Below are 12,961 nucleotides of genomic sequence, written 5' to 3'. Positions count from 1 at the left end.
CTGCCGCAACACTTGTGGATGCTGTGTGCACACCGAACCTGCCCCCCGGAAGAAGGCGACCAGTGGGAGCAACGTCAGCCACGGACACCATGCAGGCCGCCGTGGCCCCCTCGATCCCGAGCGAACGGCTCGAAGTCACCCGCGTGCCGCGTCCGGTGCCCGAGGCCGACGACCACGTCGTCCTGCGTGTGCACGCCTGCGGCATCTGCGGCACCGACCTGCACGTCCTGGCCGGGCACTCCTACCGGCCCGAGACGCCCTTCGTGCTCGGCCACGAGCCGGCCGGGGTCGTCGTGGACGCCGGAGCCGGAGCGCGGCAGTGGATGGGCCGCCGGGCCGTCATCACCCTGTTCACCGGCGAGGGCTCGTGCGCGGCGTGCCGGGCCGGCGACGAGCGGCTGTGCCCGGAGCTGGTGTCGATCACCGGCGTGCTCGGCGCCTGGGGCGGCTACGCCGACTACCTGCGCGTACGGGCGGGTCAGCTCGTCGAGGTGCCGCCGCCGCTGTCGTGGGAGGACGCCGCCTCGCTGGTCGACGGCGGGGCGACCGCCGCCAACAGCGTCCGGGTCGCCCTGGAACGCCGTCCGCGCCGCGTGCTCGTCCTCGGGGCGGGGCCCATCGGTCACCTGTGCGCCGAGTTGCTGCGCGTGCACGGCGTGCCCGTCCAGGCGGTCGAGCCCAACCCGGTACGCCGCCGCGCGCTGCGGGCCGTCGGGCACGACGTCGTCGCCTCGGTCGAGGCGGCCGCCGCGCCCGTCGACGTCGTCATCGACTGCACGGGGGCGCCCGCCGTCCTGGCGCCGGGCCTGGACGCGCTCGACCCGCACGGCACGTACCTGCTCGCCGGGTACGCTCGCGTCCCGGACGTGGACTTCGCGGTCGTCGCGCGCAAGGAGGCCGACATCCGCGGCATCCGGTCGGGCCGTCGCGAGGACCTGGAATCGATCCTCGCGCTGGCCGCCGACGGGAAACTCCGACTTCCCCCGACCGCCCGCTGGCGGCTCTCCGCGGTGAACGACGCGCTCGACGCGCTTCGCGCCCAGCGGGTCCCCGGCAAGGCGGTCATCGTCCCTGACAGCGTTTGGAAGGATGAAGTGGCATGAAGATCGCTCTGGACCCGGCGATGCTCCAGGGGAAACCGGTCGAGCACGCCGCCCGCGCCACCGCCGAGGCCGGCTACCGCTACCTGGAGATGGGCAACCGGGACGACTTCATCCCGGCGTTCGGCCCCATGCACGCCTCGCCGGCCGAGCTGCGCGGCTTCCGCGACGCGGCGGACGGCTCAGGCGTCGAGATCGCCTCGGTCGCCGTGATCCAGGCGTGGTCCAGCCCCGACGAGGACGTCCGCAAGCAGGCCGTCGCGTGGTGGCGGGACGGCATCGCCGCCGCCGTGGAGCTCGGCTGCCGGCGCGTCAACACCGAGCTGTCCGGCCGCCCCGACCAGCCAGACGCCTGCCGGGAGGCGTTCCTGCGCTCGATCGACGACCTCCTGCCCGTGCTCGAACGCGAGGACGTCGAGCTCGTCGTCGAGCCGCATCCCTGGGACTTCATCGAGACGACCGCCGGGGCCGTCGACCTGATCAAGGAGATCGACAGCCCGCGGCTGCGCTACCTGCACTGCGTGCCCCACGCCTACCACCTCCAGGGCGGCGTCACCGAGCAGGTCGAGTACGCCCGCGGCTGGTTCGACCACGTCCACGTCGCCGACACCTTCCGGCCCGGTCGCACCATCGTCAACCCGCCCGGCGTCTCGTGCCGCATCCACCAGCACTTCGACCTCGGCCGCGGCGAGATCGACTGGGCCGAGGTCCGCACGGCACTGGAGGCGGTCGGGTTCGACGGCATCCTCACCGTGCAGGTCTTCGGCTGGGAGGACCAGGCCGAGAAGTCCTTCAGGACGAACCGCGAAGCAGTTGATCACCTCTTCGGCCTGAACGGCGGACAATCCTTGTCATGACCACGAACCAGAGCCCCGGTGCGAACGAACCCTCCGACGGCCGCACCGCCTCTCCCATCCAGCGCGCGCTGCGCGCGCTGGAGCTTCTCTCCACCGAACCGCTCACCGCCGCCGAGCTCGCCCGCGAGCTGGACGTCAACCGCAGCACCGCCCTGCGGCTGCTCGCGGAGCTGGTCGCCACGGGCTACGTGGCCCGCAACGAGGCGACGAAGCGCTACACGATCGTCCCGGCCAAGTTCTACGGCCTCATCCAGGCGCCGGAGACCGACTGGAGCCAGATCATCGACCCCGTCCTCGCCTCGATCCGCGACGAGTGCGGCGACGCCACGATCCTCGCGGTGCCGGCCAAGGACACGATGGTCTATCTCGCGTTCTTCCCCACCCGGCACGTCGTGGCCGTCTCCGAGCAGTTAGGGACGATCCGGCCGATGCACTGCTCGGCGCTGGGGAAGGCCTACCTGTCGGCCCTCGATCCCGAGGCCCTCGACACGCACCTGGCCCGCCTGTCCTACGCGGGCGGCACGGAGAACGCCGCCAAGGGGCCCATCGAGTTGCGGCGCCGGGTGGAGGAGTCGCGCGAGGTCCGCTACGCGGTCGACAGGGACGAGACCTTCGACGGCGTCAGGTGCGTCGCGGTGCCGGTGCGGATCCGCGGCTCCCTGATCGGCGCGGCCGGCATCTCCGGCCCGTCCAGCCGCCTGTCCGACGCGCGCATCCCGCAGCTCGGGCAGTACCTGGCGGCGTCCATGTCGGGCTTGTGACACCTGGTCAGGCACGGAACGCGGACAGAGCGGCGAGGTGCAGGGACCGGGCGTTCGCGGTCCGGGTCACGAGCACGACAGGCTGGTCGGGGAGTTCGCCGGCCGCGGCGCGCAGCACGGCCGTCGCGGCCTCGAAGGCGAACCCGCTCCCCATGCGCCGCGCCGCAGGACGTGGCCCAGCTCCAGTTCCCCTCCGTCCTCGGGGGAGCGGCGGGCGAGCATCAACGTCCCGATGAGCCGGTCCGTCGCGTGGTCGGCGACGACGTAGTTGCCGAGGCCCGACGTCGCAAGGCGCGGGCAGGTGGTTCATCAGCGCCTGATCCTAGGACACGGCCGCCGGCATCGCGGGAACCGCAGCCTGGAAGGCTGTAAACGATATTTCTCACTACGATGTCCGGATGCTTCCTGCTTCCCCCTCGGTCGTGGAGCCGGTCTCGCCGCGTGCCAGGCGGCTGGCCTGGCTGGACGCGTTACGCGGACTGGCCGCGATGGTGGTGGTCTTCGAGCACGCGCTCGAACCGCTGTGGCCGGAGGCGCGAACGTCGGTCAAGGCCGTCTTCGATCCCGGCTGGTACGGCGTGCTGGTGTTCTTCCTGGTCAGCGGCTACATCGTGCCCGCGTCCCTGGAACGCCTGGGCAGCGTGCGGGCCTTCTGGATCTCGCGGTTCTTCCGGCTGTGGCCGCTGTTCACCGTGTGCGTGGCCGGGATGCTGCTGCTGGCGGCGCTCGGCTGGGACGACCTGCACATCTGGTGGGACACCCGCCCGGCGACCATGGCCCTGGGTCACGCCGGCATGCTCCAGAACCTGCTGTACGTGCCGAACGTGGCCAACGTGCTGTGGACGCTGTCGTACGAGATGGCCTTCTACCTGCTGCTGACGGCGATGTTCACCCTCGGGGTGCACCGGCGCAGCACCGCGACCGCGCTGGCGTTCGCGGCGGCCGCCGTGCTCGGCGCGGGGCTGCTGCCGGTGACGCTCCTGTCGGCCGGCGGCGCGAGCCGGATGCTCACGGTGGTGGTCGTGGTGACCGCCGTGGTGGCCGCCGGGCTGGCCGCGATGCTGCGCGGCGGCAGGCGCGTACGGCAGGCGGGCGCCGTGGCCGTCGCGGGCACCATCCTGCTGCTGCTGGCGGTCAACCAGAGCTACCCCGGGCCGTGGCAGGGACTGTTCATCCTGGCGACCATGTTCGCCGGCACCGCGCTCCACCGGGTGGAGACCGGGGAGCTCGGTCGCGGTCACCTCGTGTGGGTGGCGCTGATACCGCTGGCGGGGTTGTGGCCGGCGCGTGACGAACCCGGCGTGCAGGTGGCGATCGTGGCGGCCTGGCTGACCTTCGCCGCCGGGACGGCCCTGCGCCACCGGACGATGCCCTCGTGGCTCACCTGGCTGGGCCTGGTGTCGTACTCGATCTACCTGCTGCACCCGCTGCTGCTGGAGAGCGTCGAGTTCTTCCTGCCCGAGCCGTCGGACGTGCCGCTGCCGGCGCGCCTGGCGCTCCTGGCCGCGGTGTGCGCGGCGCTGCTCGGCCTGTGCGCGCTGACCTGGCGATGGGTGGAGATGCCCGCGCAACGGCTGGGCAGGCGCCTGATCCACCGGACCGACCCTTCCTGACCTCGAAGCGCCTCGGAGCGCCTCGGAGTACGTCGGAGCGCCCGTCGGTCAGCGGCTCACGGCGGTCTCCTGCCCGATCCGCGAGAGCTTCTCCGGATTGCGCACGTGGTAGGCGCCGGTCACGTAGCCGTTCTCCATGCGCACCGCCACCACTCCGTCGACGTCGCCGCCGATCCGGACGAGCAGCCCCGGCCCGCCGTTGATCTGCACCATCTCCACCGACCTGCCCCCTCGCGCCCCCTCGCGCCTCCACCAGCCGACGGCCAGCAGGCGGGCGACGTTGCCGGCCCCCACGAGCGGCCGCAGCAGGGCGTGCCGGACACCGCCGCCGTCGCTCAGGGCGACGACGTCCGGCGCGAGGATGTCGAGCAGGCCCTGCAACTCGCCGGTCTCGACCGCCCGCTGGAAAGCCTCCAGCGCGGCCCGCGTCTCTGCCGGGGACGCGGTGCCGCGCGGCCGGCGCGCGGCGACGTGCGCGCGCGCCCGGTGGGCGATCTGGCGCACGGTGGCCGGGCTCTTGCCGACCGCCCCGGCGATCTCGTCGTAGTCCAGGACGAACACCTCCCGCAGCACGAACACCGCCCGCTCGGTCGGCCCGAGCGTCTCCAGCACCAGCAGCATGGCCATCGAGACGCTGTCGGCCAGTTCGACGTCGTCGGCCACGTCGGGCGCGGTCAGCAGCGGCTCGGGCAGCCACGGCCCGACGTAGGACTCTCTGCGCCGGCCCAGCGTGCGCAGCCGCTTCAGCGCCTGCCTGGTGGCGATCCTGATCAGGTACGCGCGCCGGTCCAGGACCGTCCCGAGGTCGACGCCCGCCCACAGCAGCCACGTCTCCTGCAGGACGTCCTCGGCGTCGGTGGCCGAGCCGAGGATCTCGTAGACGAGGGTGAAGAGTAGGTTGCGGTGGGCGACGAACGCCTCGGTGGCCGCGTCCAGGCGACCGTCGTCCGCCGGGGACGTCGGTCGTTCGGTCCGTCCGCTCATCGGTGGTTCCTGCCTGTTCGCTGGTGACCGGGCCATGGTCATACGATCCCGGGCCCCGCCGCCGCGTGACATCGGCGGGCGGTGGTCTATGTCACACGGGCGCTCCTGTCACAAGGGACGGGCCGCCGGGATCTCTTGCGCGTCACGACGCCACACCACGGATAAGGAAGTCCGACATGCACAACACCACCACTGTCGCGGTGGCCGGAGCGACCGGCCGCCTGGGACGCCACGTCGTCGACGTCCTCACCGAACGGGGACACCGGGTCGTGCCGATGTCCCGGGCCACCGGCGTGGACGTCATCACCGGGGAGGGACTGGCCGAGGCGCTCACCGGGGCCGAGATCGTCATTGACGTCGCCTCGTGGCACGCCTCCGAGCAGCGGGCCGCGACGGAGTTCTTCCGCACGTCGGCCCGCAACCTGCACGACCACGGTCGTAAGGCCGGGGTCGCCCGGATCGCCGTCGCCTCGATCATCGGCGTCGACCGGGCCACCGCCGGGTTCCTCGCCGCCAAGAAGGCGCACGAGGAACTGCTCCGGTCCGGCCCGCTGCCCGTGCGGGTCCTGCGGGCCGCGCAGTTCCACGAGTTCGTCGGGCAGCTCCTGGACTGGCGGCAGGGCGACGTCGCCCACGTCCCGGCGCTGCCCTCCCAGCTCGTGGCCTGCCGTACCGTCGCCGAGGAACTGGCCGACCTGGCCCTCGGCGAAGCCGTTCCGGGGACGCCGGTCCCCGAGATCGCCGGCCCCCGGAAGGAGATCCTGGCGGAGGCGGCCGCACTGCTCGGCGCCCGCCGGGGCGTCCAGGTCGTGGGTGTGGACGGCTCGGGCATGCCCGACGCCGCGCTCGCCGCCGAGGGGGCGTTCCTGCCCGGCCCGCACGCCGTGCTGGCCGGGCCCACCTTCCAGGAATGGCTCGACGCCCGACCCTGAGCGAGGGCCGGGGCGGCCGCCCCGGCCCTCGCTCATCGTCCGGCGGCCTTCAGGTCGATCACCACCTGGGTGCCCTTGCCGGTCCGGTACCAGATCACTCCCTCGTGGGTGTACAAGGTGGGCGGCGCCTTGTCGCCCCTGCGCGTCGGCACGGGGAAGAGCAGGCCCGTGCGCTTCGTGGCGACGTCGTGCACGGCCAGGCTCTGCCCGCCGCCGGGGTCCCTCTGGTCGAGCAGGACGAATCGGCCGGACAGGAGGGTTCCCCTGGCCGTGCCGGGCAGGTCGCGGCGGTGCGTTCCGTCGCGCTGCCAGGCTGCGGTCCCGTTGAAGCACCACGTCGGGCCGCAGTCGCTCCACGACGAGCGTCCCTTCTGCGCGACCGCGTTCCTGGACCTGCCGGTCAGCACGTCCTTCAACTGCTGAAAGGGACGGGTGATGGGATAGTCGACGGTCGTGTCGTGCGCCGGCCAGCCGGCCCAGGGCCATTCGACCAGGTAGAAGCCCTTCGTCCCCGGGATCAGGGAGACGTTCCCGCCCTTGAGCGGCACCCGGTAGACGCCGCCGTCGGGGGGCGACCACACGGCCATACCGCCGGCGATGGCCAGCTTCTTGATCCCGGAGTAGGCGTTGTCGCTGGACATCACGGCCGTCAGCGTCGCGATCGCCCGCGGGACGCCCCCGGTGACGGGAACCGCCCAGATCTCCGACTTGCCGTCCCGGTACGACGACCACGCGACGTACCCGTCGCCGACGACCACCGCGTCGTTCGCCACCCCGAGGTCCGTCAGCGGCGCGACCTGGGTGAACAGCCGCTTGTCGAGCTCGTACGACCAGATGCCGTCGAGCCGGTTCGCCGTGAGCGTCCGGCCCACCAGCACGCGGTCGGTGACGAAGGCGTCCGGCTTGAAGACCCGGCCGCCGGGGCCCGTCGCCGGGATCTCGTGCACCGCCCCCGGCCACACCTGCCCGACCGGCGGCGACAGGCGGCCGGAGTACGGCGTCGGCCGGGCCGCGGGGGAGGGCGGCGCGGAGCCGATCGTCCGGGTTCCCAGGACGGTGACGCCCACCACGGCGGCGGTCGCGGCGGCCACCGCCACCGGCGTCCACCACCACCGCGCGGCGACCCTCGCCCGGCGCGGCGACGGCACGACCCGGGGCCGCCCGTCGTCGCCGACCGTCCCGGCCCTGGCCGCCAGCGCGTCCCTGAGCCGATCCTCGATCGTGGTCATGCTCCGCCTCCCAGCTCGCGCTCAAGCCGCTCCAGAGCCCTGGAAGCGGTGGACCGTACCGTGCTCTGCCGCAGGCGCGTGGCCTGGGCGATGTCGGCGTCGGACAGGTCGAGGTAGTAACGCAGGACGAGAACCTCGCGCTGCCGCCGGGGCAACCGGCCGAGCGCCGTCAGCATCTCCTGCCGCGACTCGCCCAGGAGTGCGATGGTCTCCGCCGAGTCCACCGGTTCGTCCCGCCGCCGCACCAGCGCCCTGGCGGCGACGGCACGCCTGCGCAGGAGCGAGCGCGAGGCGTTCAGCACGCAGACGCGCACGTACGACAGTGTGAGGACGTCAGGACTCTTCCCGTGCAACCGGGAGAAGACGTCCTGGACGATGTCCTCCGCGCTCTCCCGATCGCCGACGAGCAGCACGGCCAGGCGTACGAGGGCGAGCCGATGCTCGCGATACAGGCCGGTCACCACCGCGTCGCCGGCGGTGACCGGCGGGGACGCGCGAGCGACAATCTCAGCGTTCATGACTCAGGAACGCGCGCCTGCCGCGATCCGCTGCTTCGGCGCCGGGGCCGTTTTCACGCCGCCGGGCCGTGCGCGCGGCCGCTCCCCGCCGCGACGGGGGCCGCCACGGCCTCCGCGGGCAGGCGGAGCGACAGCCGCGGCAGCCCCGCGCAGGCCACGGCCAGCAGGGCGGCCGGCGCGGCCCACATCAGCGGCGGGGCCGCGCCGGCGAGGGCCGAGAACGCGACCGGCGCCACGACCTGGCCCACCGACCAGGTCATCTGGTGGACCGCCAGGTAGCGGCCGCGCAGCGCCGGAGGGGCCGTCCCGGCGGCCAGTGTGGCGGCCGGGGCGGTGTGCAGGAGTTCGGCGAGGGTGAAGACAAGGATGGCGGCCAGCAGGCCGCCGATCCGCGGCGGGCCGGCGGGCAGCAGCGCCGTCGCGGCGTACAGGCCGCAGGCCAGCACGAACACGGCTCCGGCCAGCGCCATCGCGTGCGTACGCCGGGCGCGCCGCTGCCACCGGCGTACGGGAAGCTGCCCCGCGGCGACGAGCAGCGTGTTGACGGTGTAGAGAAGGCCCAGCAGGGCGGGCGAGGCGCCGAGCACCGGGACGACGTACAGCGGCATGCCCACCGGCAGCAGCAGGTGCGTCAGCGTGAACGCCCCCTCGGCCGTCACCAGCCCCATGAACGGCCGATCGGCCAGCACCCGCCGGTAGCCGCCCCGTTCGCGCGGCTTGCCGGGTTCCAGCGCGCCCGTCCCGCGCGGATTCTCGGTGCGGCGGGGCAACAGCAGGCAGGCGGCGGCCGTCGCGAAGCTGACCGCGTTGAGCCCCGCGATCAGCGCGAAACCGGTCTGACCGGCCAGCGACACGGCGGCCGCGGACAGCAGACCGCCCAGCCCGAAGGCGACGTTGCGGGCCGTGGCCTGCATCGCGTACAGCCGGTCCCTGCCCTCGCCCCTGGCGAGCACGGCCACGTGGCTGCTCGCGGCCGGGTAGTACGCGCGGTCGGCGGCCGCGATGACGGCGGCGACCGCGACCAGCGGGCCGAAGCCGTCCACGAGCGGGTAGAGCGCGAAGCCCAGCGCGCGGACCACGTACGTGCCCACCAGCACCGTACGGGTGCCGAACCGGTCGATGAGCACCCCGGCGACCGGGTTCGCGGCCAGCGCGACCGTGGCCGCCAGCGTCATGCCCAGACCGACCACGGGCATGGGCAGGCCGGTGACCCGCTGGATGAACAGCAGGGTCAGCGGCACGTACAGGCCGTTGCCGAGGGCGTCGACGAACATGCCCACGAGGAAGAGACGTACGGCGCGATCGCGCGGTGGGGAGACGAGCACGCGTCACAGTGTGACCTTCGGCCCGCGGACGGCGGATCGGGCGATGGTCCTAGGACTTGAGACGGTCGGCCGCGCGCTCAGACCGGGCCGGAACGGCCTCCCGCCAGGTACGGCCTGATCCGGTCGGCGAGGCCGGCGGACTGGCGGAGCCCGGACTCGTACACCTGACCCCACCGGCTCCGGTCACCGACGTCCGGCCCGAACGCCTCCAGCGCCGCCTCGTCCGGCACGATCCGCACCCCCGCCTCGATCCGGGGACCCGGGAACATGTGACCGAGCGGTTCGACCAGGACCGTCGTGCCCGCGCCGTCGGCGAGGTGGACGTTGGACCCGCCGCCCAGCGCGCCGTCCATGTACCGGTGCGCGCCGATGGTGACGGGGGCGGCGTGGCCGGGCGCGGCGCTGCTGGCGGCGACGGCGAGGTGCAGCGGCACGCCGCTGTCGCGGGTCCAGACCATGTGCTCGCCGCTCCCGGCGTCCACGGCGGTGATCAGCAGCGGGCGGTCGGGCCAGGTGGTGGTGCCCACGAGCCGTTCCATGGCGGCCACATGCCGTTCCTCAGGCAGCGCGTCCGCCCGCAGGGCGAGCTCGCCGACCTGGCGCAGCGCCTCGTGCGGGTCGGCGCCGGGCGTGTTGAGCATCCGAAGGACGCGCGGCATCACGGTCGGGTCCCCGATCCGGCCTTCCGGCGGCGCGGGTGGCAGCTCGGCGAGCTCGTCCAGGTCGCGCCCGACGGCCAGGGCGGCTCCGGCGATCGCGCCCGCCGAGGTGCCGACGAGCAGATCGGCCTCCGACAGCTCCACGCCCGCCTCGCGCAGGCCCGCCGCCAGGCCGAGGAGCCAGGCGGTGCCCACAGGGCCGCCCGGACCCAGGACGACGGCGACGTCGGCCTCTCCCGCAGTGAAGATCATGTTGCGATGCTACGCCCATCGGGACGCCCGGTCATGGACCGGGCCGCCGACATGAGCGGCCTGTCCGGGACGCCGCCCAGCTCTGCGCGGCCGGCTTCCACTCCCGGACGAGGAGCCCGAGCCCAGTTGGAGGAGCGCAGCACCCCCTCGCGGACGAAGCCGTTGCGCGGCAGCGGCCCCGGCCCGATGTGCGCGGACCGGTGGTGGGTGTCGATGCCCCACAGCGTCGCGGTGCCGACCAGCGTGCCGCCGTCCAGTTCCACCACCGAGAACGGGACGTTCCTCTCGACGGTGTCGTGCCGCCTCTTGGCACCCGAGCTTCCTGTCCGTCCGAACCGGTCAGCCGCAAGTGGACTTGCGCGGGGTCAGGCGTCCGCGTCCCACCAGCCGCGGCGCGCCGCGAGCAGGCCGGCCTGGAAGCGGGTACGGGCGCCGAGCCGGTCCATCAGCTCGCTGACCCGGCGGTGCACGGTGCGCAGGCTCACCCCCAACTGGCGCGCGACGGCCTCGTCCTTGAGCCCGGCCGCGAGCAGCGCGAACAGCTCGGGGTCCGGCAGGTCGACCGGGCGGGAGTGCGCGTCGAAGAGCGGCAGCGGCAGCGCCGACCGCCACAGCACCTCGAACAGGGTGACCAGCGCGTCGAGCAGCGACGAGGAGTGCACGATGACCGCGCTGTCGGAGTGGGCGGACGCGTGGGTGCTCAGCGGCAGGATGGCGGTCCGCCGGTCGGCGATGGCCAGCTTCATGGGCACCTCGGGGCTGACCCTGGCCTGCTCGCCGGCCGCCGCCGACTCCTGGGCCAGCCGCAGCTTGCCGGGGATCTCCAGGGCCGAGGCGTCGTAGATACCGCGTACCAGGACGCCGTGCGCGAGACGTTCCATCTCGGGCGCGTTCTGCTGGGACGGGTCCTGCGCGTACGGCGGCCGGTCGAGCACCAGGAGCTCCTCGGTCGCGGTCTGCTGCAACTGGGTGAACCGCTGCACCACGGCCGCCTGCCCCTGCACCACCTCGACCAGTTCCTCGGGGGCCAGGTTCTCCGTGCGCGGCGTCTCGGCCAGCAGCGCGAGCGCGGCCAGCCTGGCCTGGGCCAGCCCCTCCTCGCGGCGGGAGATGAGGGCGGCGACGGCCACGTCCGGCCTGGTCGGCACGTACCGGACCGGGCGGCCCGCCATGCGGCTGACCAGGCCGAGCGCTTCGAGCCGCGAGCACGCGCGGCGCAGGGCCACCGTGGTGCGGCCGGTGTGCGCGGCCAGCTCGGGCAGCGTGGCGCGCGGCCGGTGCAGCAGGGCTCGGTAGATCAGCTCGTCCTCGGCGTCCACCCCGACGGCCGCGAGGGCGTTGTCGTGCGCGTTCATGATCAAAGAGTGTGTCAGATACCTGCCATGGCCTGAACCTGCCTCCGTCAGGGCTGGCCTGAGTGCCGTGTTCACCGATAGAACCGGACATCTAAGACATTCCTGTCGGGGAGGCAGTGTTGAAGAAGGCGTTCACCATCGGAATCGCGACCGCGCTGACGGTCCTGTCGGCCGCCGCGCCGGCCATGGCGAGCAACTCAGGCGATGGCTTCGACGGCGCGGGCTGGAGCCGGCCGTCCTGCCAGACGGTCGCCGGTGACGGTTCCGTGACGTACGCGTGGAACGACGGCAAGAAGATCGCGTCCACCAGCAAGGTGCTGGGGCCGATCGTCTACACCACGGGACTCGTCGCGCTCGACAACCCGAACCAGTTGCTGGCCATGTCCAACAGGCAGCTGCTGGCCTCGAAGGACGCGGGCTGCACCTGGAACGTGGCCGGCGAGATGAAGGGCTGGTACATCGAGCTGGTCGCGGCCCGCGGCGGCCGGGCCTACGCCTGGGACCGCGACGGCAACGTCGCGCTCGCCACGCCCGAGGGCGTCACGCCGCTCACCGCGCCCGGCGGCGACCTGATCGGGCTCGGCGTGGACCGGGGCAACGGCGACCGCCTGCGGACGTCCGACCTCGAAGGCCAGCTGCGCGAGTCGCTGGACGGCGGGCGCACGTGGCAGCCCGTCGGGGTGCCGGCCTGGACGCCGAGCAATACCCGCATGTCCTACACGGCGGTGTTCGACCCGCGCGACCTGGACCACGTGGTGCTGGGCGCCTCGGACCTCGGCGCCCGCGTCACCTTCGACGGCGGCCGCACCTGGACCTCGGCCGAGGGGCTGACCGAGCCCGGCGGCCGGGTCAACGTGTTCAGCGCCGCGATCTCCCCGGCCGCCGGGAACGTCGTCTGGGCGATGGGGCTCGACATGGCGGAGACGGAGGGCGGCGCGCCGTCGGACGGCCGGCACATCTACCGCTCCGACGACGGAGGCAGGAACTTCACCTCCGTCGTGGACCAGAGCGCCACGGTGACCATTCCCAACGGGCCCCTGCTCGCCCCGCACCCGAAGGACGCCGACGTCCTCTACTTCGACTTCGGCACCGGCTGGTCCGGGATCGGCACCGACATCTACAAGTACGAGACCCGTAAGAACCGCGTCACCATCAACCACAACCCGTACGACCGGGTCACCTCCATCGCCTTCAACCCGGCGCACCCGAACGTGATGTACCTGGGCGTGTCCGAAGAGGCGTAACCCCGCCGCCGCGGGGGGGGGGGGCGGGGGGGGGGGGGGGGGGGGGGGGGGGGGGGGGGCGGTTTGGGGGGGGGGGGGGGGGGTGATAATTTCGTAGAGTTGTGGGTGTTGTGGTGGTTTTGTATAGATTGA

14 protein-coding genes are annotated in these 12,961 nt (G+C 73.2%); 6 read left to right on the top strand and 8 right to left on the bottom strand.

The features are described 5' to 3' along the window. Positions 1-62: 62 nt before the first annotated feature. The 3 genes from ACIA8R_RS31430 to ACIA8R_RS31420 are packed head-to-tail and all read left to right on the top strand — an operon-like array spanning position 63 to position 2,718. Positions 63-1,103 carry an alcohol dehydrogenase catalytic domain-containing protein gene (locus ACIA8R_RS31430; RefSeq protein WP_397041670.1) on the top strand — a complete coding sequence of 347 codons (1,041 nt, stop codon included), beginning with the start codon at positions 63-65 and terminating at the stop codon, positions 1,101-1,103. Beyond that, positions 1,100-1,957: a sugar phosphate isomerase/epimerase family protein gene (locus ACIA8R_RS31425; RefSeq protein ID WP_397041669.1), complete on the top strand. Its 858-nt coding sequence runs from the start codon at positions 1,100-1,102 to the stop codon at positions 1,955-1,957. Before ACIA8R_RS31430 ends, ACIA8R_RS31425 begins: the two co-directional genes overlap by 4 nt. Continuing rightward, complete coding sequence (locus ACIA8R_RS31420) at positions 1,954-2,718, top strand: IclR family transcriptional regulator (RefSeq protein WP_357709122.1); 765 nt, start codon at positions 1,954-1,956, stop codon at positions 2,716-2,718. Before ACIA8R_RS31425 ends, ACIA8R_RS31420 begins: the two co-directional genes overlap by 4 nt. Before the next feature lie 7 nt (positions 2,719-2,725). On the opposite strand, the gene ACIA8R_RS31415 is transcribed toward ACIA8R_RS31420, so the two are convergent. After that, entirely contained in the window at positions 2,726-2,872 is a 147-nt protein-coding gene (locus tag ACIA8R_RS31415) for a hypothetical protein (RefSeq protein WP_364092842.1), read from the bottom strand. A gap of 244 nt (positions 2,873-3,116) precedes the next feature. On the opposite strand from ACIA8R_RS31415, the gene ACIA8R_RS31410 reads away from it, so the two are divergent. Next, positions 3,117-4,331, top strand: coding sequence for an acyltransferase family protein (locus tag ACIA8R_RS31410; protein ID WP_397041668.1), 1,215 nt, complete (start codon positions 3,117-3,119; stop codon positions 4,329-4,331). A gap of 48 nt (positions 4,332-4,379) precedes the next feature. Here the strand turns inward: ACIA8R_RS31410 and ACIA8R_RS31405 are convergent, their stop codons facing one another. Then, the gene (locus ACIA8R_RS31405) at positions 4,380-5,315 is read right to left on the bottom strand and encodes an RNA polymerase sigma-70 factor (protein WP_397041667.1); all 936 of its coding nucleotides are present in this window, start codon (positions 5,313-5,315) and stop codon (positions 4,380-4,382) included. 176 nt (positions 5,316-5,491) lie between these two features. Between ACIA8R_RS31405 and ACIA8R_RS31400 the strand changes: the two genes are divergently transcribed. Next, on the top strand, positions 5,492-6,247 hold the full coding sequence (locus tag ACIA8R_RS31400) for an NAD(P)H-binding protein (protein WP_364092848.1): 756 nt from the start codon (positions 5,492-5,494) through the stop codon (positions 6,245-6,247). 32 nt (positions 6,248-6,279) lie between these two features. Here the strand turns inward: ACIA8R_RS31400 and ACIA8R_RS31395 are convergent, their stop codons facing one another. The 6 genes from ACIA8R_RS31395 to ACIA8R_RS31370 form a co-directional block, all read right to left on the bottom strand. Beyond that, positions 6,280-7,476: a hypothetical protein gene (locus tag ACIA8R_RS31395; RefSeq protein WP_397041666.1), complete on the bottom strand. Its 1,197-nt coding sequence runs from the start codon at positions 7,474-7,476 to the stop codon at positions 6,280-6,282. After that, a complete protein-coding gene (locus tag ACIA8R_RS31390) occupies positions 7,473-7,994 on the bottom strand; it encodes an RNA polymerase sigma factor (RefSeq protein ID WP_397041665.1) in 522 nt (173 codons plus the stop codon). The genes ACIA8R_RS31395 and ACIA8R_RS31390 overlap by 4 nt, the downstream gene beginning before the upstream one ends. A gap of 53 nt (positions 7,995-8,047) precedes the next feature. Beyond that, positions 8,048-9,319, bottom strand: a complete 1,272-nt coding sequence (locus ACIA8R_RS31385; RefSeq protein WP_397041664.1) for an MFS transporter — start codon at positions 9,317-9,319, stop codon at positions 8,048-8,050. Positions 9,320-9,396: 77 nt separating this feature from the next. Then, on the bottom strand, positions 9,397-10,230 hold the full coding sequence (locus ACIA8R_RS31380; RefSeq protein ID WP_397041663.1) for a patatin-like phospholipase family protein: 834 nt from the start codon (positions 10,228-10,230) through the stop codon (positions 9,397-9,399). Continuing rightward, positions 10,227-10,496 (bottom strand): hypothetical protein, encoded by a 270-nt coding sequence (locus tag ACIA8R_RS31375; protein WP_397041662.1) that lies wholly within the window; start codon positions 10,494-10,496, stop codon positions 10,227-10,229. Before ACIA8R_RS31375 ends, ACIA8R_RS31380 begins: the two co-directional genes overlap by 4 nt. Positions 10,497-10,595: 99 nt before the next feature. Beyond that, entirely contained in the window at positions 10,596-11,585 is a 990-nt protein-coding gene (locus ACIA8R_RS31370; RefSeq protein ID WP_357709152.1) for a helix-turn-helix transcriptional regulator, read from the bottom strand. Between the two features lie 119 nt (positions 11,586-11,704). Here ACIA8R_RS31370 and ACIA8R_RS31365 point away from each other — a divergent pair, with 119 nt between their 5' ends. Beyond that, positions 11,705-12,829: a hypothetical protein gene (locus ACIA8R_RS31365; RefSeq protein ID WP_364092858.1), complete on the top strand. Its 1,125-nt coding sequence runs from the start codon at positions 11,705-11,707 to the stop codon at positions 12,827-12,829. Positions 12,830-12,961: the final 132 nt, after the last annotated feature.

Origin of the sequence: Nonomuraea sp. NPDC051191, assembly GCF_044455665.1 — a bacterium.
In the GTDB taxonomy this organism is placed as follows: Bacteria; Actinomycetota; Actinomycetes; order Streptosporangiales; family Streptosporangiaceae; genus Nonomuraea.
The sequence above is the reverse complement of the archived record's forward strand: the minus strand, read 5'-3'. Positions and strand labels throughout refer to the sequence as shown.

Coding starts and splice junctions, on each gene's coding strand:
- ACIA8R_RS31370 (WP_357709152.1), bottom strand. CDS start 11,585: ATGAACGCGCACGACAACGCCCTCGCGGCCGTCGGGGTGGACGCCGAG.
- ACIA8R_RS31415 (WP_364092842.1), bottom strand. CDS start 2,872: ATGGGGAGCGGGTTCGCCTTCGAGGCCGCGACGGCCGTGCTGCGCGCC.
- ACIA8R_RS31410 (WP_397041668.1), top strand. CDS start 3,117: ATGCTTCCTGCTTCCCCCTCGGTCGTGGAGCCGGTCTCGCCGCGTGCC.
- ACIA8R_RS31400 (WP_364092848.1), top strand. CDS start 5,492: ATGCACAACACCACCACTGTCGCGGTGGCCGGAGCGACCGGCCGCCTG.
- ACIA8R_RS31420 (WP_357709122.1), top strand. CDS start 1,954: ATGACCACGAACCAGAGCCCCGGTGCGAACGAACCCTCCGACGGCCGC.
- ACIA8R_RS31380 (WP_397041663.1), bottom strand. CDS start 10,230: ATGATCTTCACTGCGGGAGAGGCCGACGTCGCCGTCGTCCTGGGTCCG.
- ACIA8R_RS31395 (WP_397041666.1), bottom strand. CDS start 7,476: ATGACCACGATCGAGGATCGGCTCAGGGACGCGCTGGCGGCCAGGGCC.
- ACIA8R_RS31405 (WP_397041667.1), bottom strand. CDS start 5,315: ATGAGCGGACGGACCGAACGACCGACGTCCCCGGCGGACGACGGTCGC.
- ACIA8R_RS31425 (WP_397041669.1), top strand. CDS start 1,100: ATGAAGATCGCTCTGGACCCGGCGATGCTCCAGGGGAAACCGGTCGAG.
- ACIA8R_RS31390 (WP_397041665.1), bottom strand. CDS start 7,994: ATGAACGCTGAGATTGTCGCTCGCGCGTCCCCGCCGGTCACCGCCGGC.